22 protein-coding genes are annotated in these 23494 nt (G+C 59.8%); 21 read left to right on the top strand and 1 reads right to left on the bottom strand.

Annotated elements, in window-relative coordinates:
• Nucleotides 1-10: 10 nt before the first annotated feature.
• The 15 genes from ACP7DE_RS00110 to ACP7DE_RS00040 all read left to right on the top strand — a co-directional run bounded on the left by ACP7DE_RS00110 (nt 11) and on the right by ACP7DE_RS00040 (nt 11938).
• Complete coding sequence (locus ACP7DE_RS00110; RefSeq protein WP_426070182.1) at nt 11-1375, top strand: DUF4055 domain-containing protein; 1365 nt, start codon at nt 11-13, stop codon at nt 1373-1375.
• A complete protein-coding gene (locus tag ACP7DE_RS00105; protein WP_426070181.1) occupies nt 1376-2461 on the top strand; it encodes a hypothetical protein in 1086 nt (361 codons plus the stop codon).
• Between the two features lie 124 nt (nt 2462-2585).
• On the top strand, nt 2586-3395 hold the full coding sequence (locus tag ACP7DE_RS00100) for a DUF6651 domain-containing protein (RefSeq protein ID WP_426070180.1): 810 nt from the start codon (nt 2586-2588) through the stop codon (nt 3393-3395).
• Nucleotides 3396-3556: 161 nt separating this feature from the next.
• The gene (locus ACP7DE_RS00095) at nt 3557-4729 is read left to right on the top strand and encodes a P22 phage major capsid protein family protein (RefSeq protein WP_426070179.1); all 1173 of its coding nucleotides are present in this window, start codon (nt 3557-3559) and stop codon (nt 4727-4729) included.
• A gap of 72 nt (nt 4730-4801) precedes the next feature.
• Nucleotides 4802-5176 (top strand): hypothetical protein, encoded by a 375-nt coding sequence (locus ACP7DE_RS00090; protein ID WP_426070178.1) that lies wholly within the window; start codon nt 4802-4804, stop codon nt 5174-5176.
• Nucleotides 5177-5238: 62 nt separating this feature from the next.
• Complete coding sequence (locus ACP7DE_RS00085; protein WP_426070177.1) at nt 5239-6687, top strand: SGNH/GDSL hydrolase family protein; 1449 nt, start codon at nt 5239-5241, stop codon at nt 6685-6687.
• Nucleotides 6688-6747: 60 nt separating this feature from the next.
• Complete coding sequence (locus ACP7DE_RS00080; protein WP_426070176.1) at nt 6748-7260, top strand: DnaT-like ssDNA-binding protein; 513 nt, start codon at nt 6748-6750, stop codon at nt 7258-7260.
• Nucleotides 7257-7628 carry a hypothetical protein gene (locus tag ACP7DE_RS00075; protein WP_426070175.1) on the top strand — a complete coding sequence of 124 codons (372 nt, stop codon included), beginning with the start codon at nt 7257-7259 and terminating at the stop codon, nt 7626-7628. The genes ACP7DE_RS00080 and ACP7DE_RS00075 overlap by 4 nt, the downstream gene beginning before the upstream one ends.
• Nucleotides 7629-7631: 3 nt before the next feature.
• The gene (locus tag ACP7DE_RS00070) at nt 7632-8006 is read left to right on the top strand and encodes a hypothetical protein (protein WP_426070174.1); all 375 of its coding nucleotides are present in this window, start codon (nt 7632-7634) and stop codon (nt 8004-8006) included.
• 102 nt (nt 8007-8108) lie between these two features.
• On the top strand, nt 8109-8852 hold the full coding sequence (locus ACP7DE_RS00065) for a GIY-YIG nuclease family protein (protein ID WP_426070173.1): 744 nt from the start codon (nt 8109-8111) through the stop codon (nt 8850-8852).
• Nucleotides 8842-9336: a hypothetical protein gene (locus ACP7DE_RS00060; protein ID WP_426070172.1), complete on the top strand. Its 495-nt coding sequence runs from the start codon at nt 8842-8844 to the stop codon at nt 9334-9336. Before ACP7DE_RS00065 ends, ACP7DE_RS00060 begins: the two co-directional genes overlap by 11 nt.
• Nucleotides 9333-9734, top strand: coding sequence for a DUF4128 domain-containing protein (locus tag ACP7DE_RS00055; RefSeq protein WP_426070171.1), 402 nt, complete (start codon nt 9333-9335; stop codon nt 9732-9734). Before ACP7DE_RS00060 ends, ACP7DE_RS00055 begins: the two co-directional genes overlap by 4 nt.
• Before the next feature lie 59 nt (nt 9735-9793).
• Nucleotides 9794-10996: a phage tail tube protein gene (locus tag ACP7DE_RS00050; RefSeq protein WP_426070170.1), complete on the top strand. Its 1203-nt coding sequence runs from the start codon at nt 9794-9796 to the stop codon at nt 10994-10996.
• Nucleotides 10997-11126: 130 nt separating this feature from the next.
• Nucleotides 11127-11594: a hypothetical protein gene (locus ACP7DE_RS00045; protein ID WP_426070169.1), complete on the top strand. Its 468-nt coding sequence runs from the start codon at nt 11127-11129 to the stop codon at nt 11592-11594.
• The gene (locus tag ACP7DE_RS00040) at nt 11492-11938 is read left to right on the top strand and encodes a phage tail assembly chaperone (protein WP_426070856.1); all 447 of its coding nucleotides are present in this window, start codon (nt 11492-11494) and stop codon (nt 11936-11938) included. The genes ACP7DE_RS00045 and ACP7DE_RS00040 overlap by 103 nt, the downstream gene beginning before the upstream one ends.
• Before the next feature lie 125 nt (nt 11939-12063).
• Here the strand turns inward: ACP7DE_RS00040 and ACP7DE_RS00035 are convergent, their stop codons facing one another.
• Nucleotides 12064-12525, bottom strand: coding sequence for an Arc family DNA-binding protein (locus tag ACP7DE_RS00035; protein ID WP_426070168.1), 462 nt, complete (start codon nt 12523-12525; stop codon nt 12064-12066).
• Nucleotides 12526-12615: 90 nt separating this feature from the next.
• Between ACP7DE_RS00035 and ACP7DE_RS00030 the strand changes: the two genes are divergently transcribed.
• From ACP7DE_RS00030 to ACP7DE_RS00005, 6 genes are all read left to right on the top strand, one after another.
• Nucleotides 12616-12780 (top strand): Arc family DNA-binding protein, encoded by a 165-nt coding sequence (locus ACP7DE_RS00030; RefSeq protein WP_426070167.1) that lies wholly within the window; start codon nt 12616-12618, stop codon nt 12778-12780.
• A 68-nt stretch (nt 12781-12848) separates the two neighbouring features.
• Nucleotides 12849-13856 (top strand): BRO-N domain-containing protein, encoded by a 1008-nt coding sequence (locus tag ACP7DE_RS00025; RefSeq protein ID WP_426070166.1) that lies wholly within the window; start codon nt 12849-12851, stop codon nt 13854-13856.
• On the top strand, nt 13853-14482 hold the full coding sequence (locus ACP7DE_RS00020) for a hypothetical protein (RefSeq protein WP_426070165.1): 630 nt from the start codon (nt 13853-13855) through the stop codon (nt 14480-14482). Before ACP7DE_RS00025 ends, ACP7DE_RS00020 begins: the two co-directional genes overlap by 4 nt.
• A 431-nt stretch (nt 14483-14913) precedes the next feature.
• Nucleotides 14914-20583, top strand: coding sequence for a hypothetical protein (locus tag ACP7DE_RS00015; RefSeq protein WP_426070164.1), 5670 nt, complete (start codon nt 14914-14916; stop codon nt 20581-20583).
• Nucleotides 20580-22052 (top strand): hypothetical protein, encoded by a 1473-nt coding sequence (locus ACP7DE_RS00010; protein ID WP_426070163.1) that lies wholly within the window; start codon nt 20580-20582, stop codon nt 22050-22052. The genes ACP7DE_RS00015 and ACP7DE_RS00010 overlap by 4 nt, the downstream gene beginning before the upstream one ends.
• Nucleotides 22049-23494: hypothetical protein (locus ACP7DE_RS00005; RefSeq protein ID WP_426070162.1), on the top strand; the 1446-nt coding region annotated here is incomplete at its 3' end. The genes ACP7DE_RS00010 and ACP7DE_RS00005, both read left to right, overlap by 4 nt.

Genomic DNA, 23494 nt, shown 5'->3' with positions numbered 1-23494 from the left:
AAGGATTTCCATGACCGATGTACGCACACAATCAGCCGAAGCCGCAAAGCTGAACGAGGATTGCGCGCTGATCGCCGCGCTGCTGGGCGGCACGAAGACCATGCGGGCGGCTGGCAAGAAGTATTTGCCGCAGTGGCCAGGCGAGGACAGCGAAAGCTACGATCTGCGCCTGGCCGTCGCTACGTTGTTCCCGGCCTACGCCCGCACCATCGATGTGCTGTCGGCCAAGCCGTTCAGCAAGCCGGTGACGCTGGGCGAGGACGTGCCGGAACGGCTCAAGCCTTGGTTGCAAAATGTCGACCTGTCCGGCCGCGATTTGCATAGCTTCCTGTCGGAGATCACCCAGGAGGCCATGGGCTTCGGCTTCTCGGGCATCCTGGTCGACTTCCCCAAGGCTGGCAACCTGGTCACGAAGGCAGACGAGCAGGCCGCTGGCGTGCGTCCGTACTTCGTTCAGGTGCATGTGCAAAACGTCCTGGGCTGGCTGCCGAAGAATGCGACCAGCCTTGATGGGCTGACCCAGTTGCGGCTACTGGAAAGCGTGTCCGAGCCGAATGGCGACTTCGACACCAAGGAAATCGAGCAGGTGCGCGTCCTCGGGCGCGGCACATGGCAGACCTGGCGCCAAAGTGAAACCGGCAGCAAGAAGGAGTGGGCGTTGTACGAAGAGGGCGTCACCAGCCTGAAAATCATCCCCTTCGTGCCCGTCTACGGCAAACGCCTGGGCTACATGCAGGCCACGCCGCCGCTACTCGAGCTGGCGCACAGCAACGTCGAACACTGGCAGAGCAAGAGCGACCAGCAGAACATTTTGCATGTCGCGCGCGTGCCGATCCTGTTTGCCAAGATGCTGGGCGAGGGCGGCATCACCGTCGGCGCCGGTAGCGCGGTCAAGACCGAATCGCCAGAGGGCGACCTGAAATTCGTAGAGCACGGCGGCAAGGCCATCGAGGCTGGCCGCTTGTCCATCCTCGACCTGGAAGACCGGATGCGCCAGGCCGGCGCTGAGCTGCTGGTGATCAAACCGGGCAACGTGACGGAATCGCAAACCCTGGCAGATAACGAGCAGGGCGCATGCGCGCTGCAGAAGATCGCGGGCAACGTCGAGGACGCCGGCGACCAGGCCCTTCAGTTTATGGCTGAATGGGTGGGTGAAGCCGAAGGCGGCCACATCACCATTTTTAAGGATTTCGGCGCCGCATCGCTCGCCGAGGCCAGTGCCGAACTGCTGTTCAAGAGTGCCACCGGCGGCAAAATCTCTGCCGAAACCTACTTCAATGAACTGCAACGCCGCGGCATCGTGTCGCCAGACCTGAAGTGGGAGGATGAGCAGGAGCGCATCCAATCGGCACCGCCTGACCTGCCGGGGGGATAGATGGGCGCGCTCGAAGAGTGGATCGCCGAGATGTTTCTCGTGCACTCCCTGAATCTGCTGCGTTTCTCTGCGGACGTGCAGGGCAAGATTGTGGCGCTGATGGGCGCCATGTCGAAGGAACTGGCCGCCAAGCTGGGCGAGGGTGAGGTTTCGAGCTACGGCAAGCAGCGTATGGCCGCGCTGCTGCGTGAGTCGAACGCTGTCATTGCTTCCCATTACAGCGGCGTGGAAGCGGAAGCCATGCGCAACCTATTGGGCATGACCCGCATCGAGGCGGACTACACGGCCAAGGTGCTGACGCAGGGCCTCAAGATTGAGTTAGGCGCCAAATTGCCGCCGGCCACCTACCTCGAAAAGCTGGTCGGCGACACCCTGATCAAGGGCGCCTCGTCAGCCAGTTGGTGGAAGCGTCAGGCACTCGACACGCAATTTCGATTCGCCAACCAGGTGCGGCTCGGTGCCGCGCAGGGGGAAACGACTTCGCAGATCGTTGCGCGCGTCGTCGGTACCAGTGCCAAGGCCACCGGCGGCGATGCGGAGGCCATGCCCGGCATCCTGAAGACGTCCGAAGCAAACGCCCGCGCGCTGGTGCACAGTTCGGTGCAGGCCGTGGCCAACGCAGCGCGCCTGGCTTCGTTCCAGCAGAACAGCGATTTGATCGAGTGCTTGGTCTGGCTGTCGACGCTCGACTCGCATACCTGCCTGCTGTGCGCCATGCGCGACCTGCACGAATACTCGTTGCACGATCAGGAGCCGATTAACCACACCCACGAGTGGGCGGGCGGACCTGGCGCCATTCATTTCAGTTGCCGCTGCACGCTCAGCACGCGCACCAAGACCTTCGCCGAACTGGGCATTGAACTGGACGAGCCGGGCGACAGCATGCGCCCCAGCGACGGCGGCGCGGTCAGCAGCAAGATGAACTTTGCCAGCTTCCTGGCCAGCAAGGACAAGGCCTGGCGGGCTGAGTACCTGGGCCCGGGCCGCGCCGAGATGTACGAGGCGGGCAAGATCACGCTGAATGACCTGATGAATCTCAAGGGGCGCAAGTTGACCCTGGAAGAACTGCAGGCGAAGTACAAGTAAACGTTTTATTACCAAGGAAGGCCGCACGGGCAACCATGTGGCCTTTTTTCATTGCTGCAAGCGGACGCGACGCGGCGCACGGCCGGAAGGCCATCGATAGGGCGGATGCCCGGAAAGAACGACCATGCCATTCAAATACAACGCAGACGGAACCATTGCAATCGACGGCGAGAAGAAGCTGCCGATCTTTATTCATCCCAACGGTACGGAAGCGCCATTCGACGCGGATACCACGCTGGGCACAATCACCCGCCTGAACGGCGAGGCCAAGACGCACCGCGAGGCCAAGGAAGCTGCCGAGCAGCGCCTGAAGTCGTTCGACGGCATCGAAGACGGCGTGGCCGCTCTGGCCGCGTTGAATACGGTCAAGAGCCTCAGTTCCGGCGAGCTGAAAACCGCCGCCCAGGTCAAGGAAATCCAGGATGCGGCGGCGAAGACCGCTCAGGAGCAGGTCGCCGCGCAGGCCAAGGCGAGCGCTACTCAGTTGCAGGAATTGACCGCACAGCTGGATAAACGCACCAACGAATTGAACACCCACATGATCGGCGGCGGCTTCGCCAGCTCGAAGCTGCTGACCGACGACAAGCACCCGAGCCGCCTGGCGATCCCGACCGAGATGGCAAAAGCCTATTTCGGCAGCCATTTCAAGGTCGAGGACGGCAAGATGGTGCCGTACGACGCTGCGGGCAATAAGATTTTCTCTCCGACCCGTCCAGGCGAAGTCGCTGATTTCGATGAAGGCTTAGCGCAACTGGTGCAGGCTTGCCCGTTCAAGGACCAGATCCTGAAAGGTTCTGGCGCCTCGGGCGGCGGCGCCCACGGCGGTAATGGCGGCGGCGCAGGTGCCAAGCAAATCTCCCGCGCTCAATTCGAGGCGATGGGCGTCCAGGATCGCGCAGCAGCGATGAAAGGTGGCGTAACGGTCGCCGGTTAAAGTTCGCAATTCAGGGCGTCGCCTTGACGCCCTACACGTGCCTTTTCGATGGATGTCGGAAGGGTGCTTTGGGCTGGATGGCCTCTCAGTTCTAAAACTCAAATCACCCCTCAATGGCTCGCTTTCGCGGGCCTTCTTCATTTTTGAAAGGCTTTACGACAATGGGCACTCTTACCCTGAACGGCTTGCTGCCGACTATCTACAACGCGATGGAGGTAATCTCGCGCGAGCAGATCGGCATGATTCCAGCAGTATCGCGCGACTCCAATGCTGAGCGTGCGGCAATCAATGAAACCGTGCGTTCGCCATCCGTCGGCCCTATGGTCGCCGAAGATTTGACGCCAGGAGCTTATGCTCCCGATACGCCGAATCAGACCATCAACTACGTTGACATGACAATCCAGAAGGCGCGCTCGGTGCCATTTGGCATCACGGGCGAAGAAAATCGCGGCTTGAACAACGCCGGCACGCTGGGCGATATCAACGCGCAGCGCATTACCCAGGCGCTGCGCACGCTGGGCAATGAAGTCGAGGCCGATCTGGCTGCGTTGCACATCTATGCCTCGCGCGCCTACGGTACTGCCAACGTGACCCCGTTCGGCACGGCGGCCGACTTCACCGATTTCTCGAATCCGCTGCGCATCCTGGACGACAATGGCGCGCCACTGACCGACCGCCAAATGGTTCTGGGCTCGTCCGCGATCTCGAACATCCGCGGCAAGCAGTCCGGCCTGTTCAAGGCGAACGAAGCGAATAGCGATGAATTGCTGCGTCGTGGCATCATCGGCCAGGTTGAAGGCTGGGACATCCACAATTCGGGCCAGATCCGCTCGCTGGTCCCTGCCGGCACTGCGGCTGCATCGACCACCAATGCTGCCGGCTATGCCGTTGGTGCCACGGTGATCAACCTGGCTGCTGCTGGTACCGGCGCCTACATCACGGGTGACATCGTGACATTCGCTGGCGATGCCGACAACAAGTACCTGTTGGCGGCTGGCGATGCTGATACCTCGAACGGCGGCACCATCGTGCTGGCCGAGCCGGGCCTGCGCAAGGCAATCCCTGCCGCAGCCACTGCAATCACCGTGATTGCAGTCACCACCCGCAACATGTTCTTCCACCGCTCGGCCATCCAGCTGGCCTGCCGCGCGCCGGCCATGCCGGATGAAGGCGACTCGGCCGATGACGTGATGATGGTGACCGACCCGGTTTCCGGCATCACCTACGAGTTCTGCATCTACAAGCAGAAGCGCCAGGTCCGCTACGAGGTCAACTTGGCCTGGGGTGTGAAAGCAGTGGCGCCACGCCACATGGGCATTCTGATCGGCGCGTAAGCGCTGCTGGGCTAATCATCAACCTGGCCCGGCCAGCACTGAGGTGCTGCCGGGCATCACCTGGACTTCACCATGGATACCCTCAAAATCGTATCGACGGACCCGCACACGCAGGGCCCGTTCGTCGTCATCAATAAATCCGACTTCAACCCCGATGTGCACGAGCTGTACGGCGACCAGGACCTGGGCGCGCCTACCGAGCGCGCGCCGACGATGGCCGAACTGCTGGCCGCCCGTGATCAGCTGCTGGAACGCGAGCGCGAGCTGGCGGCTGAGACGTATCGCGTCGCCGAACAGGCCCAGGCCAACGAGGCCGAAGCGCAGCGCTTGCGCGACGAAGCTGCAAGCCTCCAGGCCGCCAAGGATGCCACTGCCGCCGCTGCCCAGTCGCAAGTTGCACCAGCCACGGCCACGGCCGAAAAGCCCGCAAAAGCCGCCAAGGCGTAATCCCTGGCCAGCGCCGCCCCGCACATCGGGGCATTCCATACACCGCACTCCCGAAAGCCAATATGCCCACTATCACTGCCGGCGGCACGCCGCAAACCATCGCTTTGCCCGAGGGCCAAGTATTGAACGTCAGCGGCGGCCCCGGCAATGCTGGCGTGGTGTATCGCCTCGATCCAGTGCTGGGTGGGACGAACTCGCTGCAATCGTGGACCATCGGCGCTGGCGCGCTGGCGCCCATCGGGCCGTATGCCGGTGAGCAGCGCTTTCTGGTGACTTGTTCGGCGGGGAGTGTGGATGCGTCGATGATGGCAGCGGTGTTGGGCGCGCCGCGCGTTGTAAAAAATGTGGCAGGGCTTGCTGACAGTGCTGGCGCGCTGCTGCCAGCAACGGGCCCGGCCGGGGTCTTGAATTTCAATCCCGCTCGAATGCGGAAATGGTGCGCTGCTAAAGCGCGCGTGCTGTCGAAGTCCGGCCGTGGCGTCGTCGCCCTGATGGGGGATTCTCGTACTACAGGTTTCGGTGCGGCTGGCACCGCCAATTTTGTCGGGGCCCGCGCAAAGAACAGGGCGGCGCAGCTCGCTGCGTTTCTGAATGCGCGTGGTCTGCCTTCCCATACCGACAGTTTCTTCTGCGACGGCAATATCAATTCGGTAGGCGCCACTGCGCCCCAATACGATCCACGCATCACCATGGGGGCGGGCTGGACCAACAGCGGCGCTTTCAACGTCGTGCAGTGGACGGGTTTTGGCATCGCGTTCTCGAACCTGACAACGTTGAATGCAATGACGTTCACTCCCGATAACCCGACCGACACGGCGGATGTCTATTACTTGACCCGTCCTGGCTTCGGCTCATTCACGATCAGCGTGGGTGGCAATGTCATTAAGACCATAGATGCCAACGTGGCACAGAGCATCAAGAAGGAGACCGTGACGTTTCCGCGCGGCGCGAATACCATCACGTTCACGCCCGTGGCGCTGGGCTCTGGCGTGTTCGTTTATGGCTGCGATTGCTATGACTCGACGATGCCAAAGATTTCGGTTTGGACTCTCGGAAATTCGGGCGGCGGAGTGGCCAACCTGATCTACAACACCTATCCATGGGAGGGCACGCAGCCATTCAAGCTTGGCGTGACGACCCCCGACGTCGTGATTCTCGATATCGGCGTCAACGATGCCAACAGTGCGATGGCCCTGGCCACGTACTCGCAGCGCCTCACCACCATTGTGGACAACCTGCAGACAGGTGGGAGCAATTGCATTCTCAGCACATTTTTACCAGCGAGCCTGGCATCCTGGCCAAGAGCGGCGCCGCCTCTGGTCCAGCCGTACTGGGATGCAATCACTAGCATTGCACTGGCAAAGGGCTTGCCGCTTATTGATCACGCATCACGTTTCGGCTCGTATGAGCTTGCCAATCCACTAGGCTTATATGCAGACACCCTGCATCAGAATGGTGTGGCGATGGCAGATCAGGCCCAGATTGATGGCGCAGTATTGCTTGCGGCATAAGAAAAAGCCTGCTTCTGAAAACTTCTGTGCAGCAAGTGGCTGTTATTAATTAGGGTATCCATGCTCATCACTGAAACCGGCGCCGGCCTGTCCGACGCTGAATCCTACGCCAGCATCGCTGCTGCAGACGCGCGTTGCGCCAGCCTGGGCCTGACAGCCTGGGCGGCGCTGGCTGAGGCTGATAAGGAAATCGCTCTGCGCAAGGCTACGCTGTTCATGGCCACTTACCGCACACGCTGGGCTGGCCGTCGCGTTTATCAGCGCCAGGCGCTGGACTGGCCACGTTACAACGTGGTGGTCGACGGCTTTATCGTGCCCAGCACCATCGTGCCGCCGGACGTGGTCAATGCCTGCATCGACCTGGCCGTGCGCGCTGGCAGCGGCGAGGATCTGCTGCCGGACCTCGACACTGGCTCGAACGCGATCAAGAAAGACAAGACCGGCCCACTGGAAACGGAGTACTTCCAGAACACCACGGACGCGCGCGAGCGCTTCGTGGCCGTGGACGCACTCCTGGCGCCATACTTCGGCTCGGCCGGTGGCGGCAATTCGATCAAGGTGACACGAGCATGAGCGCATATCCAGCAGTGAAGATCGACGGCTTCTTCGTTGCCGACAACGCCTACCGCGATGGCGACAAGGCATGGATCGTTACCAATCTGATCGCGCGCGCCAAGGATCTCGTTCCCTTCGACTTGCCGCTGGCCGCAATCTACAGTGGATCGGAAGTCTGGCCGGCAGTCGGATCGGCCTACGGCATCGCGCATCACGTGCGGCGCGCGCTGGACGTCGACACCAGCCACCCGATCATCATGTGCCAGCAGGGCTTCATCATGGACGGCTGGCATCGCGTGTTGCGTGCCCTGATCGACGGCAAGACCACGATCAAGGCCGTGCGCTTCGTGGAGACGCCGCCGTATGACTACTTGAAAGCGCCATAGGCTATGCCCGATTATGCCAAAACCGCCGCGCGCGCCGACCAATCGCTGCGCCGCAAGGGCGGCATCGTGGTGCTGCGCCAGGTCGTGACAGGCGTGTACGATCCTGACCTGGGCGCTGCGCCGGTCACCACCACCGACTACCAGGGAACGGGCGTGAAGATCGCCTACGAGGCCGAGTACATCGACGGCACGCTGATCCAGGCGGGCGACCAGAAGCTGCTGCTGTCGCCGCTGCAGCGCAACGGCGCGCGAATGCCGGCGCCAACGGCGTCCGACTTAGTGCTGTTCGGGGGCGCGGCCTACACCATTGCCAATGTCGGCGACCTGCAGCCGGTTGATATTAGTCTGTTATTTACTTTGCAATTGCGGGGTGTGTGATGGCTGTATTAACGTACAGTATTTGAGGGTAAAATAGACGAGCCGAACGGGTGCGCTAACACCGGTCCGGCTCTAACCAAACAACTCGATCAGGGAGTCATCATGGCTGACGCTATTTTAGCGCAATCCGGCATTTATAAAATTACCAATACCGCCAATGGCAAGATATATGTGGGCAGCGCTGTCAAATTCAAAACTCGCTGGAACGCCCACCTGACCACCTTACGCCGCAAATGTCACGAAAATAAAAAGCTTCAAGCGGCATGGTTGAAATATGGAGAAGGCAGCCTTGTCTTCTCCGTCATTGAAGTCGTGACCGATTTGTCAAATTTAGTGCAGCGCGAACAACACTGGATTGATTTACTGAACACATTCAAGGCGGGCTACAACATGTGCCCGACCGCAGGAAATTGCATCGGGCGCAGATTTTCAGATGAGTCTCGCGCAAAGATGTCAGCATCAGCCATGGGGCGGGTAATGTCGCCTGAGACTAGGGTGAAACTATCTGCGAGCGGTAGAGCTGTATCTCGCGAGGTGCGCGATCGGATTGCAAAACTTAACTCGGGGCAGAAGCGAACACTGGAAACGAGAGCGAGGCAGTCGGCAGCTCAAATCGGGAAGACTCACAGCGCCGAAACCAAGGCCAAACTAGCAGCGCTTGCGGTAAATATGTCATTGGAGCAGCGCGAGAAAATTGCAGCATCTTTGCGTGGCCGGCCGAGAAGGCCGCACACAGCGGAGTCAATTGCAAAAATGTCAGCGTCAAAAAAAGAGGGCTGGGCCAGAAGGAAAGCTGCCCAAGCCAATATATCAAACACTTTACCGGGAGCACCAAATGTCCAGTAGCTTCTCCCTGCAAATTGCTGAATTTATTGCAAAAACCAAGGCCAATGCTGACTTGGTGGTGCGTGCAACGGTAATGAAAATCGACGAAAAGATTGTCCAGAGATCGCCAGTTGGTGATGCCAAATATTGGCAGCGCCCAGCTCCTCCTGGCTATGCTGGCGGCAGGTTTCGTGGTGCATGGGCTATTTCTATCGGCTCGCCATCTGCTGGCGTGCGCGACCTGATCGACAAAGACGGTAGCGCCACTATCGCCGCGCACGGTAGCACGATCAGCGCTGCGAAGGCGGGCGACGTGATCTACCTCGTGAACAATCTTCCTTATGCGAAGCGCATCGAGGAGGGCTGGTCCCGCCAAGCGCCCGTCGGCGTCGTTGCCCTGACGGTCGTGGAATTCCATACTATCGTGGACAACGCGGTGAATGGGGTGCGCGACGGGACCACCGCAAACGAGTTTTCACAAGGCTATTCGACCTATAAATTATGAGTCAACCAACAATACGCGCTGCGCTGGAGGCGGCCCTGGCCAGCCTCGCGCCGGCCTTCGACACCGCATGGCAGAACGTACCGTACACGCCGGTCACCGGCCGGCCGTATCAAGCGGCCTATTTGCTGCCAGCGGCGCCAGACAATCATTCTATGGGCGATGGCTCGCGCCAAGAGCGGGGCATCTTCCAGGTCAGCTTGATGTATCCACCTGGGCAGGGCAGTGCTGCCGCCGGCGCGCGTGCTGAAATGATCGCGGCGCTTTTCCGGCGCGGCGCCAGTTTCACCAAGGGCGGCATTGACGTCCAGATCGAGCGCACGCCTGAAATCGCCGACGGCCGCGAGGACGGCGACCGCTGGATGGTTCCTGTGAAGATCCGGTATTTCTGCAACCTGTAACACCCCACACAGATCGCCTCGGCGGTCTTTTTTTTCGACCAAAGAAAGGCAATCCCATCATGACCACTGCAAACGGCATCGACAGCCTGCTCGTTATCGGCAAGCAAACAGCGGAAGGCACGAAGGCGCTGGCCGCCGCCGGCCGCCTCTATCCGCGCGTGACCGCGACGTTCGACACGGACGCTGACAAGTACAGTTCAGCCGAGATCGACCCAAGCCAGCAGCAAAGCGATACGCGCCTAGGCAACTTCCGCACCTCCGGCGCCATCAAGGGCGAAGCCAGTTGCGGTACCTACGCCGTGCTGCTGGCCGCGCTGCTGCGACGTGACTTCACGGCCGGCGGCGTCACCACGGCACAAAACACCGTCGCATCGGGTGCAACTGGCCTGACGCGCAGTACCGGCTCGTTCCTGACTGACGGCCACCGCGCCGGTACCGTCGTGCGCATCGGCGGCTTCACCACCACAGGCGTTGCCAACAACGGCAAGAACTTCTTCGTCACTTCGGCCACCGCGCTGAAGCTGACGGGCCAGTTCATGGATGGCAGCACCATGGCGGTGAAGGTCGAAGGCGACCCGGTGACCGTGACCGCAACCGGCAAGCGCAGCTTCACGCCGCTGTCCGGGCACACCACGGACTGGTTCACCGCGGAAGTGCAGGATCCGGGCATCGCTGTGAATCGCTGCTTCATCGACCAGTTGGTCAGCAAGGTCGATATCGCCGTGCAGCCGAACGGCATCACGAGCATGGACTTCACCCTGATGGGCAAGCTGGAAGGCGCGACCACGCCAGCGGCGTACTTCGCGGCGCCCGCCGCCACGCCCGGTACCGGCAAGTTCTCAGGCGCCACCGCGATGCTGTCGGTTGCCGGCATCCCGTCGCAAATTTGCACCGGCATGTCGCTGTCCCTCGATGGCCAGGTCAAGATCGATCCGGTCATTGGTTCGAAATTCGCCACGGCCGCCTCGCGCGGCAAGGTGCTGGGCAGCGGCCAGTTCACGGTGCTGATGCAGGATTCGGCATATATCGACTACTTCAAGCAGGAAGTCGAACTGTCGCTGGCCTACGCCATGGCGGCTAGCACGGCAGCGCTGGCCGAGGTCATGACGATTGCCATGGGCCGCATCAAGATCACCTCGGCCAAGGTCGATGATGGCGAGAAAAACAAGATTATTACTTGCGCTTTCGACATCCTGCGCTACCAGGGCGCCGACGCGCAGCACGAGGCGACCACCGTCACCTTCCAGGACACCAGTCTGTAACCCATTGCCCTGCCACGCGCAGGGCTTCTTTTTTGGCGCAAGCCAACCCCAGCACCGACCGGTCGCTGTCGCCTTCGTGGGCGCGGCGGCCGGCACGGGCACTTATCAAAACCCACGAAAGGCACTACTCATGAACACCACCAACGCATCCCTGAACATCGCTCAAACCCTCGCAGTCGCCGGCTTCGACATCGCCAACCTGTCGGCGCCGGCCGCGCGCGTCACCTTCGACGTACCCGTGATCTTCGACGCCGATGGCGAGGCCGTGGCCGGCATCCGTATCGTCGGCAAAAATTCCGACGAGTACCGCAAGGAAAGCCATGCTGTGCGCGCTGAAGGTTACAAGAAGTCCGCCAAGCGCAAGACGGCCATCGACGCTTCCACCGACGAAGGCGCAGATCAGCTGGTGTATGTGATCGATGACAACCAGAAGCGTCTGGCGCTGGCCGTGGCTGTCGACTGGTACGGCTTCACCAGCAATGGCGCACCGGCCGCATTCGACAAGGAAATGATCGCCGCGGCGTTCGACAAGTACCCGACCTGGCAGGATCGCGTTACGACCGCCCTGGAAAACGACGCCAGTTTTTTGAAGGTCTGACCCAGGCCCTGCTGCTGTACGCCGATCATCTGTTTGATCGAGCGGCAGCGGCAGGCGATGGCAACGCCAAGGGCGATCACCTGGACACCGCCCGGCAGAACCCGCTTTATCGGGCGCCCGAGGCGCCGGCGGTGCCACAGTTGCCGCCCGAGCTGGCCTATATCTGGACCTGGTTCACCCAGCTGAACCAGAAGCGCCAGTGCGGCATGGCCGTGAACGCGCTGACCAGCGCAGAGATATTGGCCTGGCAGGTGCGCCACGGCGTCCGCTTTGACCCGTTCGAAGAAGGTGTGATCGATCGCCTCGATGCGCTGTTCATTTATCACCAGAATAAGAAGCCGTAGTTCTCGCTGGGCTGGCTGTCAACCACAGGGGGTGCGCATTTGCGATGGGTGACTCGGGAAGCGAGTAGTTCCATGATGGCGGGGAAAGGAAGGCATCCTCGATTTGGGGATACCTTCGGGTTAGTTTATCTAACCTTTTTGGATTTTTTTTGAGGGGTGTGCGCCACACGTTTCGTCGGCAAAGGGTCTTCTGAATCAGAGGACCCTTCAGACGCACTTTTTGTTTGCGCCAAGCGTTCGAGCGCTGCAGTGGGATCACTTAGATCGGCTAACGTCGCATCCGCTGGCAAGTTGCCATTCTTTATCGCCGTCGCAAGGATTTTCTCAGGTGGTTTGGACATGTTAACCGAGACGTCAGTATCGAATTTCTTTCCGTACTCCATAAGCGATCGTATCGCGGCGAGCACGCCCTCCTCGGGAGATACCGGGCTAAGCGATCGTTCCAAACGCGCGACGATCTCGCTATTGAGCGAGCGACCAGATGCTCTTGCGGCCTCTTCAAGCTGCAGCTTTAGCTCGGGTTGCATTCGGACACCGAAGGGGGCGATGTGCGTTGTGCTTTGACGGGTTTTGAGTGTATTAGCCATAGCTTCATAGTGTAATGAAAAACAGCTTGACATGATAGTTACATGCTGTAATGATTACAGCATGTAATCACTTAAGCGAAAGGAGCAGGAATGGCATTGCCAATTAACCCCTTCGGGATTCGAATTCCGCCTGATTTAAAGGACTGGCTTAGCCGCCAAGCCCTGAACAATCGGCGTAGCTTGAATGCAGAACTGGTAAAGCGACTGGAAGAAAGTAAGAATCTAGACCTGCAAAAGATATCGACAGCACAATAAGAAAAGCCCCGACCAGCCGGCAAGCATGGGTCAGGGCTTAGATTCCCAACTAGAAGAAGGAAACTGAAATGAATACTAACATGATGACCTTGTCGTTTCAAGGTGCTGCACTTAAACCACTCTCTCGCGCCGGACAAATCTGGCTTCGCATGTCGGAAATTGAGCAAGCGCTTGGATATGCGAAGAAGGGAAGCGCGCTCTCGCAGATTTTCAAGAGTCACACTGATGAATTCACTGCCACCATGACCAAAGTGGTCAAGCTGGCGACGGCGGGCGGCAAGCAATCCGTACGCATCTTCAGTCTTCGCGGCGCGCACCTGCTGGCCATGTTTGCCAGGACTGACACCGCAAAGGCTTTCCGCGTGTGGGTGCTGAACATCCTGGACGCGGAGATCGAGCGCCAGCGCCAAGCTGCGGCGCCGGCGCGCATCGCAGGCGATCAACTGGCAGTACTGAAAGAGATTTGCCAGCGTCGCGTCATGGAGAGGGTCAACGAAATTCCCGACATGATGAATCGTGGAAAGGTGATTGAACCTACGTTCCGCAATATGACGTCGGCCCTGTTGCGCAAATTCAATGTCGAGGCCATCGAAGACCTGCGCGCCGATCAGTTTCCAGTTGCCCGCGAATTCATGGAAACCGTTCCCACTACGTGGGAAATTGTTGACGAAGAGCAGGCGCAACCGGCCAACTACCACTATCCGATTGCGGCAGCCGATCCGCATGACCGCGACGAGCGCTTCGGTGACGGCATGCTGTCGCCGAAGGTTCTGATGGACCCGCGTAATCGCGCCCTGGAGGTGGAGTTGCTGGACCAGTTGGCGCGCGACGGTCATGATGTTTCAGGTGCACGAATTCGTGTGACTGCGATGCGGGAAGGGCTGGAGCGCTACCTTCGCGCTCAAATCCGGATGGATAATTGGCAGCAGCGGCTCATTGCGTTGACCAGTGAGCTGGAGGCCTACAAGCGCGAATGCGGCCTCGGGGTTCTGTTCGACCGGTCACCGAATCGAAGAAGCCCACTGGAGCGTGACGTGTATAGCGCCCAGCTCGCAGCGATGGGAGTGCCGGCATGAGCGGTCCAATCCGCGATTTCGAGCCCACCATGTCCAGCTTGGAGATGGTGGACTTCATCAACGCAGATCGCAAGGAACGCGCGACGGAGGAAAAGCCGTTTGTCGAGCTTCGGCATGATAGTTTGATGGCAAAAGTATCGAAGGTGCTTGGCAAAGTAGACGCCCAAAAATTTTCGGGCGTCTATCGCGGCGGCAATGGCCAGGACCGACCGTGCTTCTACTTCCCGAAGCGCGAGGCCTGTCTGATGGCCATGAGCTACAGCTACCAGTTGCAGGCCAAAGTTTGGGACAGAATGGTTGCCCTGGAAGCCGAGCTATCGCGTGCTAGGCTGAGCGGCCACCGTGACCGACTACCGTTGCATCACGCGGCCCTGAATTTGGTCAGCCACACGGGCATGCTGTTCTCGGCAGCCCATAAGATCAACAACGCTATCGCGGGAACCAAACATTACCGTGACATGACGCTGGAGCGACTAGATAATGCGATACCAATTTGTGAGCGAATTGGGGATGGCAGCGCAACACCCCAAGATCGAGCATTGCTGGAAAAGGGAATGCGCGAGGTTTTTGGCGAAGAGCTTCAACTGAAGCTCAACCTGGATGATCCGCCTGAAAAGCTAGAGTGAGTAATTTGGAATGAAATCAGCTGCCCGCAGAAATGCCGGCGGCTATTGGTGCTGGTGTAATATCTCTCCAATAATAGACTTGGGGAAAGAAATGCACCAGATTTGCAAAGATTGCGGCACGGTTGATGACCCGAAGCGATTCACAAAGGGATCTATTTTTATAGAAATAATTTTGTGGATTTGTTTTTTGATTCCTGGATTAATTTACTCGATCTGGCGCCTTACTTCTCGCTACGATGGCTGCCCTGTATGCGGGAGCAAAAATATCGTTCCGATTAGCACTCCAATCGGTACCAAGTTGGCGTCGGAGGTCGGATACTCCGCCCAGGTGCCGCATCGCGGTTACTCAAGCGCAGAAAAGTTTGGTAGGGCGCTAGGCAGGCTAGTCGCCAAAAAAAAATAGCACCAGCAGGCCCCGCAAGGGGCCTTTCTTGTTTTTGGACATTGCCGCCTTTGGGCGGTTTTTTTATGGGACAAACATGCCTGATATTGCTCAACTAGGCTTATCCATCGACACGCGCCAAGTGGTAGATGGCAGCAAAGCACTGGATTCTCTCGGAGAGGCGGCGGTTCGCGTCGAGCAAAAGACCGCTGGCGCCACGGCTGCGGTCGACAAATTGGGCGAAGCCAATGCAGCCGCCAAGACCAAGGTCGCAGAAAGCGCCGCAGCTGTCGATGCTGTCGGCGAGGCTGGCGTGCGCGCAGCTCAAAAAGTGGCCGGCACCACCGCGTCTGTCGATACGCTGAGCGCGGCAGCCGTGCGCGTGCGTTCGACATCAGCTGAGGGCGCGAGCGCGCTGGATGGCTTTACCAATGCGTCAGCGGGTGTGTGGCGCCGTGGTGGCGATGCCGCCAAAAGCGTGGAGGCCCTTGGCGATGCTGCCCAGCGCACCGGCCAGCGGTCGGCTGTCAGCAATGGACAGATGGATGACACGTCCAAAATCATGCGCGCGCAGGCTGAGCAAGCGCGAGCGACCGCTCAAGCGAATGTCGCGCTGGGCAACACAACAACGCAAATGACGCTCGGGCAGCAGCTGTTTGTCGATAAGCTGCGTGACCAGGTCGCTGTGCTGGGGATGAGCCGCTCGCAACTGCTCGCCTATCAGGCGGCCGAGCTGGGTGTGACGCTGGAAACCGAAAAGCTCATCGCCAAGCTGAAGCAGTTTGAGGATCAAACGCGGGCGGCCACCGAAGCCAGCCGCGCGGCGGCGGCGGCAAAGCGTGAACAAGAACGTGCTGCCTTCACATTGAGTGACGCGCTGGGCTTCCTGGTGAAAGCCTACGCCGCGTTAAAAGTGGCTGAATACGTTAAGGATTCGACAATGCTGGCCGCCCGCTACGAGACGCTTGGCGTGGTGATGGAGGTTGTTGGCCGGAATGCCGGTTACACCAAAACGCAAATGATCACCGCCACCGAAGCGATCGCAGCCCAAGGCATTACCATGACCGAGTCGCGCGAATCAGCAATTAAGTTAGTCCAGGCGCACGTCGATCTAAAGCACGCGACAGCGCTGGCGCGTGGTGCGCAGGACGCCGCAGTTATTGGACACATCAATTCATCGGAAGCGTTTGACCGTATGGTCAACGGTATTGCTCGCGGCAATGTCCTGATTCTTCGCAATCTGGGCATTAATGTGAATCTCCAGACAGCATATAGGCAAATGGCCGATTCACTTGGCAAGTCAACCAAGGAACTTACGGAGAACGAGCGCGTCCAGGCCCGGACTGGTGCAGTACTCGAAAGACTCGCCGATATTCACGGGACATACACTGCAGCTATGGACACCGCGAGCAAGCAGATCACGTCGATGCAGCGCTATACGCAAGATCTGAAAACAACCCTAGGCGAGATCGGGCTTGAAGTCTTGACTGTTTCCGTGATGGCGTTGACCAAAGGCCTCAAAGACGCAAATGGCGAGGTTAGTGAAATGTCGCGGAATAATCAGCTGCATGAGTGGGGTACCACGCTTGCCCAGGTGTTCGTTGTAGTCGCCGACAACGTCAACAATGCATTTTCGGCAATGAAGCTGTTGGGTGCAGCTGGTGCATATGCCAGCAAAGCTTCTGACATTCATACCCAATACACGATTGATCGCTCGGAGGCAGGTTTTAGCATTACAGGCCAAATTAATGCATATAAAAAGATGCAAGCGGCAATGGAGGCTAACGCTAAACTGCTTGGCGATACGAAGGACAAGATCCTCGCAGGTGAAGATAAGTTTCAAAAAGCTTATGAAGAACGAGCTGCCATTCAGCTCACGAAGCGCAAGGATGAGGCCGATGCAAAATTGAAAGTGACGGAGCAGTACAGCAAGGCCGCCACCGATATTTTGATGAAATCGCTCAACAAAGGAGCGGCAGCGCAAGAGGAGGCGCGCAAGAAAGTCGTCGCTCTGCACTACGCCACCTTTACCGGCACGCCCACCTACCGCGACACCGAAGGCCGCGAGCCAAAGCCAAAGGCCGACCAGGTCGAAAACACGCATCTCGCCGACCAGATCAAGCAGTATGAGAAAGTGGCTGCGGTAGCCAAGGCGCATTACGATGAATTGGGCAAACTTGACGATATGTATCTGAAGGGCGGAGAGTTGTCAGTTCAACAGGCATACGAGAACAAGCGCTCGTATGCAACCAAAACATATGAAGCCCAGATTGACGCGTATGACCTGGAGCTCGATGCGTTGACCAGCCACAACAGCCGCACCAACGGCGAGGCTGCGAAACACGAAAAGCAGATCAACGAGATCCTCGGAAAACGTGACGCGGCCGAGAAAGCCTTCTTTGACGAGAGCTTCCGTCGGGACGAAGAGGAGCGCTTGCGCCAAGCAGCGATCGCCACCGCCGCATCCGATGCTGCAAACAAGGAAATCGCGGCCATTAACGCCCAGGTTGCCGCTGTTGAGGAGCAAATTCGTACCTACGGCTTGTTGCCGGCGCAAAAGACCGCTTTGGCTGTCGCCGACCTTGAAGAGCAAAAAGCTGCTCATGCAAGTTTCGAGGGCAACGAGAAAGTCATTGATGGCATCAATCGCAAGATTGATGCGATGAAACGCTTAGGCATTGTGCAAGGCAAGGCTTCGACGCAAGAGCAGGGCGGCGACGTGGCCAAGGCCAAAGAGCTACTGGACATCCTGACGGCTGTTGACACCGCAACGAAGTCGGCGGCGCAAGGTATGGCCGCGTCGTTCGGCGCGGTCGGCACTGCCATCGGTGGGCTGACGACCGCATTGTCCGGTTATGCCATGCAACAGCAGGCGATCGCTGCCCAGTTGGCCGCCGCCACTAAGGATGCCTATGGCGAGCCGACCAAAGTCGCCAAGGCCCAAGCCGCTGCCGCGCAGCAGGGTGCCCAAGCGCAGGTCAAGAGCTACGGCGACATGGCCAGTGCGGCCAAGGGATTTTTCAAAGAGAACTCGGCTGGTTACAAGGCCATGGAGGGCGTCGAGAAAGCGTACCGCGCGTATGAAATGGCTATGGCCGTCCAGAGCATGTTTACTAAAAGTGGCCTGCTTACCGCATTCACCGGGCTGTTTGTCACGGCAAAAGCCGCCGAGATGACCGCAACCGTAGCGACCGTGCCAGTTACCGTGGCCGCAGAGGGCGTGAAGCAAGGCGCCCTGGCGACGACTGCCATGGCCGGCGCTATCGCCGTGCCATTCCCTGGCAATCTGGTTGCGGTCGGCATTGTGGCTGCCATGCTTGCTGCCATCGGCCTGGCCAGTGGCGGGGGCGGCGGATCATCGATTAGCCTGACTCAGCAGCGCCAAACGGCCACTGGTACCGGTTCGGTGCTGGGCGACTCGTCCGCGAAATCCGAATCTATCGCGCACAGCCTGGCCATCATGGAGAAAAACTCCGGCCTGGGCCTGGCGCACACCATTTCTATGGATTCGTCGCTGAGGAAGATGGTGTCCGGCATTGGCAATTTGTCTAGCCTGCTGGCGCGCTCCGGCGTCGTTGCCGAAGGTGGCGGCGCAGCTGCTGGCGTGCAAACCGGTACGAAGGTGCTTGGTGGAACCCTGGGCACTGTTACCGGCGCGGTAGCCGGCGGTGTCGGCGGTGCTGCACTCGGAACGTATCTGGGGATGGGCATGGCGGCCATTGGTGGTCCGCTTGGCCTTGCCATTGGCGCAGTGCTTGGATCCGTGCTCGGAGGTGTCGTGTCGAAGTTGTTCGGTACATCGACATCAATCAAGGACCAAGGCATTACCGGAAAAGCCATGTCATTGGGGAATGTCGATGCACTAGGCTTCACGGCCCAGGCCTATGCCGATGTCAACACGAAGAAAAAGGCATTCGGTATCACCTATAAGGACAAGGACAGCACACGAACCGCCGCGCTATCGGGGGAAATGAATAACCAGTTCACCATGATCATCAGCAGCATGGGGCAGACCATCCGCAATGCTGCCGATGCGTTGGGGATGGGTGGTGCAGCATTCAACGCTCGGCTTAATTCGTTTGTAATCGATCTGGGCAGGATCAGCTTGAAGGGCCTGTCCGGCGAAGAGCAGCAGAAAGCGCTGGAAACAGCATTTTCCAAGCTCGGCGACGACATGGCCAAGTTTGGCGTGGCTGGCCTGCAGGAATATCAGGCCGTGGGCGAGGGCTACTTGGAGACGCTGGTGCGTGTCACCAACGACTACATGCAGGTGTCCGACGTGCTGGCCGTGCTGGGCAAGTCCTTCAATACCACAGGCCTGGGCGCTGTGGCGCTGAGCGAAAGCCTGATCGCGGCGGCCGGCGGCCTTGACAAGCTGACCAGCGGTACCGGCTTCTTCGTCGAAAACTTTCTGTCGGAAGCGGAGCGCATGGCACCGATCACGAAATCGGTGAACGATGCCATGGGCAAGCTTGGGGCTTCGGGCGTGACCACGGTCGATCAGTTCAAAGCGCTCGTGCTGGCGCAGGACCTGAACACGGCAGCCGGCCAGGCGATGTATTCGCAGTTGATCGCCATTGCGGAACCATTCAAGAAGGCCGCTGACTACGCGGCTGAGCTGGCGGCGGCAACCGGCGACTTTGCTGCCGTGGCGAAAACTGCCAGCGAAATCGCCAGCGAGCACCGCGACCTGCAGCAGCAGCTGAACGAATTGACCAAAAGCGAATCGGAACTGCTGGCCATCCAGCGCTCCAGCATCGCCGCAGTCAACCGCGCACTGTTCGATCAGGTGCAGGCGGAAAAAGCGGCGGCGGCCGCACGTGATGCGGCGGCAAAGAGCTTGGTGACCGCCAAGGATGCGTTGACCAGCGCCTACCAAGCCGAAAGCTCGGCGGCGCAAAGTGCGCTCGATAAGGTGAAGAACTGGGTTTCGAGCCTCAATAGCATGAGCGCCGGTCTCGCCCTTGGCAATCTCTCCACCCTGACGCCAGAGCAGAAATATGCCGAGGCAAGGGCGCAATTCGAGAAAACGCTGGCGGCAGCCAGGGGTGGGGATGCGGAAGCGCAATCGGGCCTGTCGGCCGCAGAGCAGGCATTCCTGGCGGCATCCCAGCTGGTGAATGCGAGTAGCACAAAGTATGCGGCAGATTACGCGCTGGTGCAGGCGGCCAATGCTGAGGCGCTGAAGTATGCGGCTGCGCAGGTCAACATGCAGCAGGCCAGCCTGGACGCGCTCAAGGCCCAGGTGTCGGGCCTGATCACGGTCAATGCCAGCGTGCTGACGGTGGCACAGGCCATCGCCGGGCTGCGGGCGGCGATGGGTGTGGCTACTCGCTTGGGGGTGCCGTTCGATGGCTCCCATGCCGGCGGCCTGGTCAGTGTGCCGTTCAACGGCTATGCGGCCGAGTTGCACCAGGGCGAGGTGGTGGTGGACGCCGCAGCGGCGGCCGCCATGCGCCGCTATTTTGGTGGTGCGCCAAGTCAGGGCGGCGGGAATACGGACGCTCTCGTGGCCGAGATCCGCGCCCTGCGCGAAGAGAACAAGGCAACGCGCGAAGAGCTCAGGGGCTTACGTGCCGATCAGGCCAGGCAAACCGGCGACATCATTCTGGGAAATTACGATGCGTCGGACAAAGCCGCCAACAAGCAAGTGGCCGGTGCCAAATCTGCGGCAATGGCACCAATTTATGCGGAAAAGATGAGGGCTAAATTAGCATGAACGATGTAAATTTCTTGGCCTGGCTGAAAAACCCGCTGGCGATTCCACTGGTTCTGATCGAGGTGGCCGTGCGCGTCTCGGGTGTGGAGACGACCAAGTATTTTTCCACTGGCGTCTTCGTCACTGGTCCGGCCGACACGCCGTCCAACCTCGCCTATGAGCCCATCGTGTCGACGGGCGTCCAGTTCAGCGAACAGCTGTCGCTCGATGGCGAGGCCAGCCTCTCTACCGGGGATATTGAGTTGAGCAACGCCAATGGCGAGCGTGACGGCTGGCTCGGTGCCGGCAGCGTCTGGACGAACCGGCCGGTGCGGGCATGGATAGGTGATCCGCGCTGGCCAAGGGCGGACTTCCGCATGATCTTTAACGGCATCGTGGCTGATATCGCACCGAAGGGGCGCGACATGCTTGCCCTGAAGCTGCGCGATAAGATGCAGCGCCTCAACGCGCCGGCCACTGAAAGCAAGTTGGCCAGCTCGCTGAATGCCGACGCCGTTTTGCCGCTGTCCTTTGGCGAGGTGCACAACATCACGCCCTTGCTGGTCGATCCGGTCATGCTGCAGTATCAGGTGCATGACGGTGCGTGCGAGAGTATTTTCGAGGTGCGTGACAACGGCCTGCCAGTGGCGGCCGTGGCGGTCAACAGCACAGGGAAATTGACGCTCAATGCCAACCCGGTCGGCGCCATCACCGTATCGGTACAGGGAGACAAGCCGGGCGCCTACGTTAACACCATCGCGGCGCTGGTGAAGCGCCTGGTCACGGGGTACGGCAGCGCGGCCGACAGGTTCACCAGCGCCGATCTGGATATCGCCAGCCTGGCGGCATTCGACGCGGCGCACCAGCAGCCCGTCGGCCTGTACCTGCAAGGCCGCACCAATGTGATCAGCGCCTGCCAGTCGCTTACGGCCAGCGTCGGCGCGCAGATGGCGCTGTCACGGCTTGGCCAGCTGCGCCTGATCCAGATTGCGCTGCCGGCCCCTGGCACGCCGACCGAGATCCGGCCGGCACATATTGTGGGCTATACCCTGGAGCCGACTGTGCGTCCCGAGGTCGTTGCGGCTGTCAAGCTGGGTTTCTGCAAAAATTGGACCGTGCAGCCAGGCCTGCAAACGTCGATCCCCGCCCAGCACAAGGAATTGTTCGCGACTGAATGGCTGACAGCGACAAGTACGAACGCCTCGGCGCAGACCATTTATCGTCAGACGCTCGATCCAGCCCAGCAAGACACGATGCTGCTGCGCCGCGTTGATGCGGAAGCCGAAGCGGCGCGCCAGTTGGCCTTGTGGTCGTCACCGCGCATGGTCTACGAGTTCGAGGGGCTGCCGGAAATGCTGATGCTGGAGCTGGGCCAGCCCATCGTGATCTATAACCAGCGCTTTGGAATGGAAGCCGGTGTGCCTGGGATCGTGATTTCCCTGGCGCCGAACTGGGAAAGCGCGCATTGCAAAGTGGGGATTCTCGTATGAGCATTGTGTTGAATGATCGTGATGCGATGTTGCAAGGCACGGTGCCGCGCAATATTGATCCCAGTGCCGGCAAGGCGTTGATTTTGCAGGCAGATACGCAGGCCTTCCGTGTGACGGAGACCGGCATCGGCTCGCCGGAGGCCATCATTTTGCGCGCGCAGCTGATCGGTATTCCGGGCGTCGTCATCTGGAGCGCCACCGACGGCAGCGTGTTGACGGGCACGGGTAACGCCCGCAGCCTGGCGTTCACGGCGATGGGTGCGAATTCCGTGACCGTGACCGCACAAATCTCCCATGATGGTGTGACGTACACGCAAAGCCGGGTCATTTCTAAGGCTTTCGATGGAGTAACGGGGGCGGCCGGAAGCAAAACTGCAACGGCATATCTGTACCAGTGGGCGGCGACGGTACCAGCGGTGCCAGACGGTGTGACGAAATTCACTTGGGCCACCGGCATTAATTCGGCTTATTCCGTCAGTGATGGCTGGTCGGTGTCGGTCCCGGCCAATCCTGGCACGCCTGGGCTGCAATTATTCACTGCAACGCGGGTGTTGACCGTCGCGGGGGATACCGCTGTATCGACGGTCGGCTATGCGACCGCCGCCATTGCCTCGATTGCGGTGAATGGCGCTGTCGGGCCGCAGGGTGTGCCGGGTGTGAAGAGTGGAACCGCGCGCGCTTACCAATGGGCGACGAGCGCGCCGACGATCACGGGCAGCGCGATCTGGACGTGGGCAACAGCCAGTTACAACACCGTGCCGGTGACGGGCTGGAGCGCGACCAAGCCGGCGGCGCCAGCGCTGGGATATACGCTGTACGAAGGCGCGGTCAATCTGGTCGACGGCACCGGCGCCACCACCTCGCCGATCAACTGGTCAACCGCATCGGTGGCGGCAATCGGCTATGCAGGAACGAACGGGACGCCGGGCGCATCGGTCGCTATCGCCTACACACTGGCGGATGCCTTTACGCTCAACCTCACGCCGGCGACGGCATCCCGCGCCGGCACCGCCTATCCGGCTATCGGCACATGGGGCGAGACACGCGCCTGGGTGGCGCAGCCGACGACCGCACCGGCGGCCGGCCAGGCATGGTTTCAGTCGGTGGGCATCTACGATGGGGTCAATACGGTATGGGGCGTGCCGTACCTGTCGAACCTGAAGGTGGGCAGTCTGTCGGCCCTCAGTGCCAATTTCGGCAATATGACGGCAGGAACGATCAGCGGCGTGACGATTTTGGGCACGACCATCACCGGAGGACTGGTGCAGACGGCCGCGAGCGGCGAGCGCATTGCATTGAATGAGAGTAATAAGAACCAGTTGATTTTGTATGGCGATGTGGGGGGCAACGGAGTTGAGCCGCTGGTAACGATGGGTATGGTTGGCCCGGCAATTCTTTCGGTTGGCTCATACACCTCGCTGAATCCGAGGGAGGGAATTCGA

The organism is Janthinobacterium sp. DSP2-3-3, from assembly GCF_049897325.1.
In the GTDB taxonomy this organism is placed as follows: Bacteria; Pseudomonadota; Gammaproteobacteria; order Burkholderiales; family Burkholderiaceae_D; genus Janthinobacterium.
Note: the sequence above shows the minus strand (reverse complement) of the source record. Positions and strands in the feature narration are given on the sequence as shown.

What these genes read in the sequence shown, in the direction of transcription:
- ACP7DE_RS00075 (WP_426070175.1), top strand. Translation starts at nt 7,257, where the DNA reads ATGAGCGCATATCCAGCAGTGAAGATCGACGGCTTCTTCGTTGCCGAC.
- ACP7DE_RS00010 (WP_426070163.1), top strand. Translation starts at nt 20,580, where the DNA reads ATGAACGATGTAAATTTCTTGGCCTGGCTGAAAAACCCGCTGGCGATT.
- ACP7DE_RS00100 (WP_426070180.1), top strand. Translation starts at nt 2,586, where the DNA reads ATGCCATTCAAATACAACGCAGACGGAACCATTGCAATCGACGGCGAG.
- ACP7DE_RS00065 (WP_426070173.1), top strand. Translation starts at nt 8,109, where the DNA reads ATGGCTGACGCTATTTTAGCGCAATCCGGCATTTATAAAATTACCAAT.
- ACP7DE_RS00045 (WP_426070169.1), top strand. Translation starts at nt 11,127, where the DNA reads ATGAACACCACCAACGCATCCCTGAACATCGCTCAAACCCTCGCAGTC.
- ACP7DE_RS00095 (WP_426070179.1), top strand. Translation starts at nt 3,557, where the DNA reads ATGGGCACTCTTACCCTGAACGGCTTGCTGCCGACTATCTACAACGCG.
- ACP7DE_RS00050 (WP_426070170.1), top strand. Translation starts at nt 9,794, where the DNA reads ATGACCACTGCAAACGGCATCGACAGCCTGCTCGTTATCGGCAAGCAA.
- ACP7DE_RS00085 (WP_426070177.1), top strand. Translation starts at nt 5,239, where the DNA reads ATGCCCACTATCACTGCCGGCGGCACGCCGCAAACCATCGCTTTGCCC.
- ACP7DE_RS00020 (WP_426070165.1), top strand. Translation starts at nt 13,853, where the DNA reads ATGAGCGGTCCAATCCGCGATTTCGAGCCCACCATGTCCAGCTTGGAG.
- ACP7DE_RS00105 (WP_426070181.1), top strand. Translation starts at nt 1,376, where the DNA reads ATGGGCGCGCTCGAAGAGTGGATCGCCGAGATGTTTCTCGTGCACTCC.
- ACP7DE_RS00110 (WP_426070182.1), top strand. Translation starts at nt 11, where the DNA reads ATGACCGATGTACGCACACAATCAGCCGAAGCCGCAAAGCTGAACGAG.
- ACP7DE_RS00060 (WP_426070172.1), top strand. Translation starts at nt 8,842, where the DNA reads ATGTCCAGTAGCTTCTCCCTGCAAATTGCTGAATTTATTGCAAAAACC.
- ACP7DE_RS00030 (WP_426070167.1), top strand. Translation starts at nt 12,616, where the DNA reads ATGGCATTGCCAATTAACCCCTTCGGGATTCGAATTCCGCCTGATTTA.
- ACP7DE_RS00080 (WP_426070176.1), top strand. Translation starts at nt 6,748, where the DNA reads ATGCTCATCACTGAAACCGGCGCCGGCCTGTCCGACGCTGAATCCTAC.
- ACP7DE_RS00035 (WP_426070168.1), bottom strand. Translation starts at nt 12,525, where the DNA reads ATGGCTAATACACTCAAAACCCGTCAAAGCACAACGCACATCGCCCCC.
- ACP7DE_RS00070 (WP_426070174.1), top strand. Translation starts at nt 7,632, where the DNA reads ATGCCCGATTATGCCAAAACCGCCGCGCGCGCCGACCAATCGCTGCGC.
- ACP7DE_RS00025 (WP_426070166.1), top strand. Translation starts at nt 12,849, where the DNA reads ATGAATACTAACATGATGACCTTGTCGTTTCAAGGTGCTGCACTTAAA.
- ACP7DE_RS00090 (WP_426070178.1), top strand. Translation starts at nt 4,802, where the DNA reads ATGGATACCCTCAAAATCGTATCGACGGACCCGCACACGCAGGGCCCG.
- ACP7DE_RS00055 (WP_426070171.1), top strand. Translation starts at nt 9,333, where the DNA reads ATGAGTCAACCAACAATACGCGCTGCGCTGGAGGCGGCCCTGGCCAGC.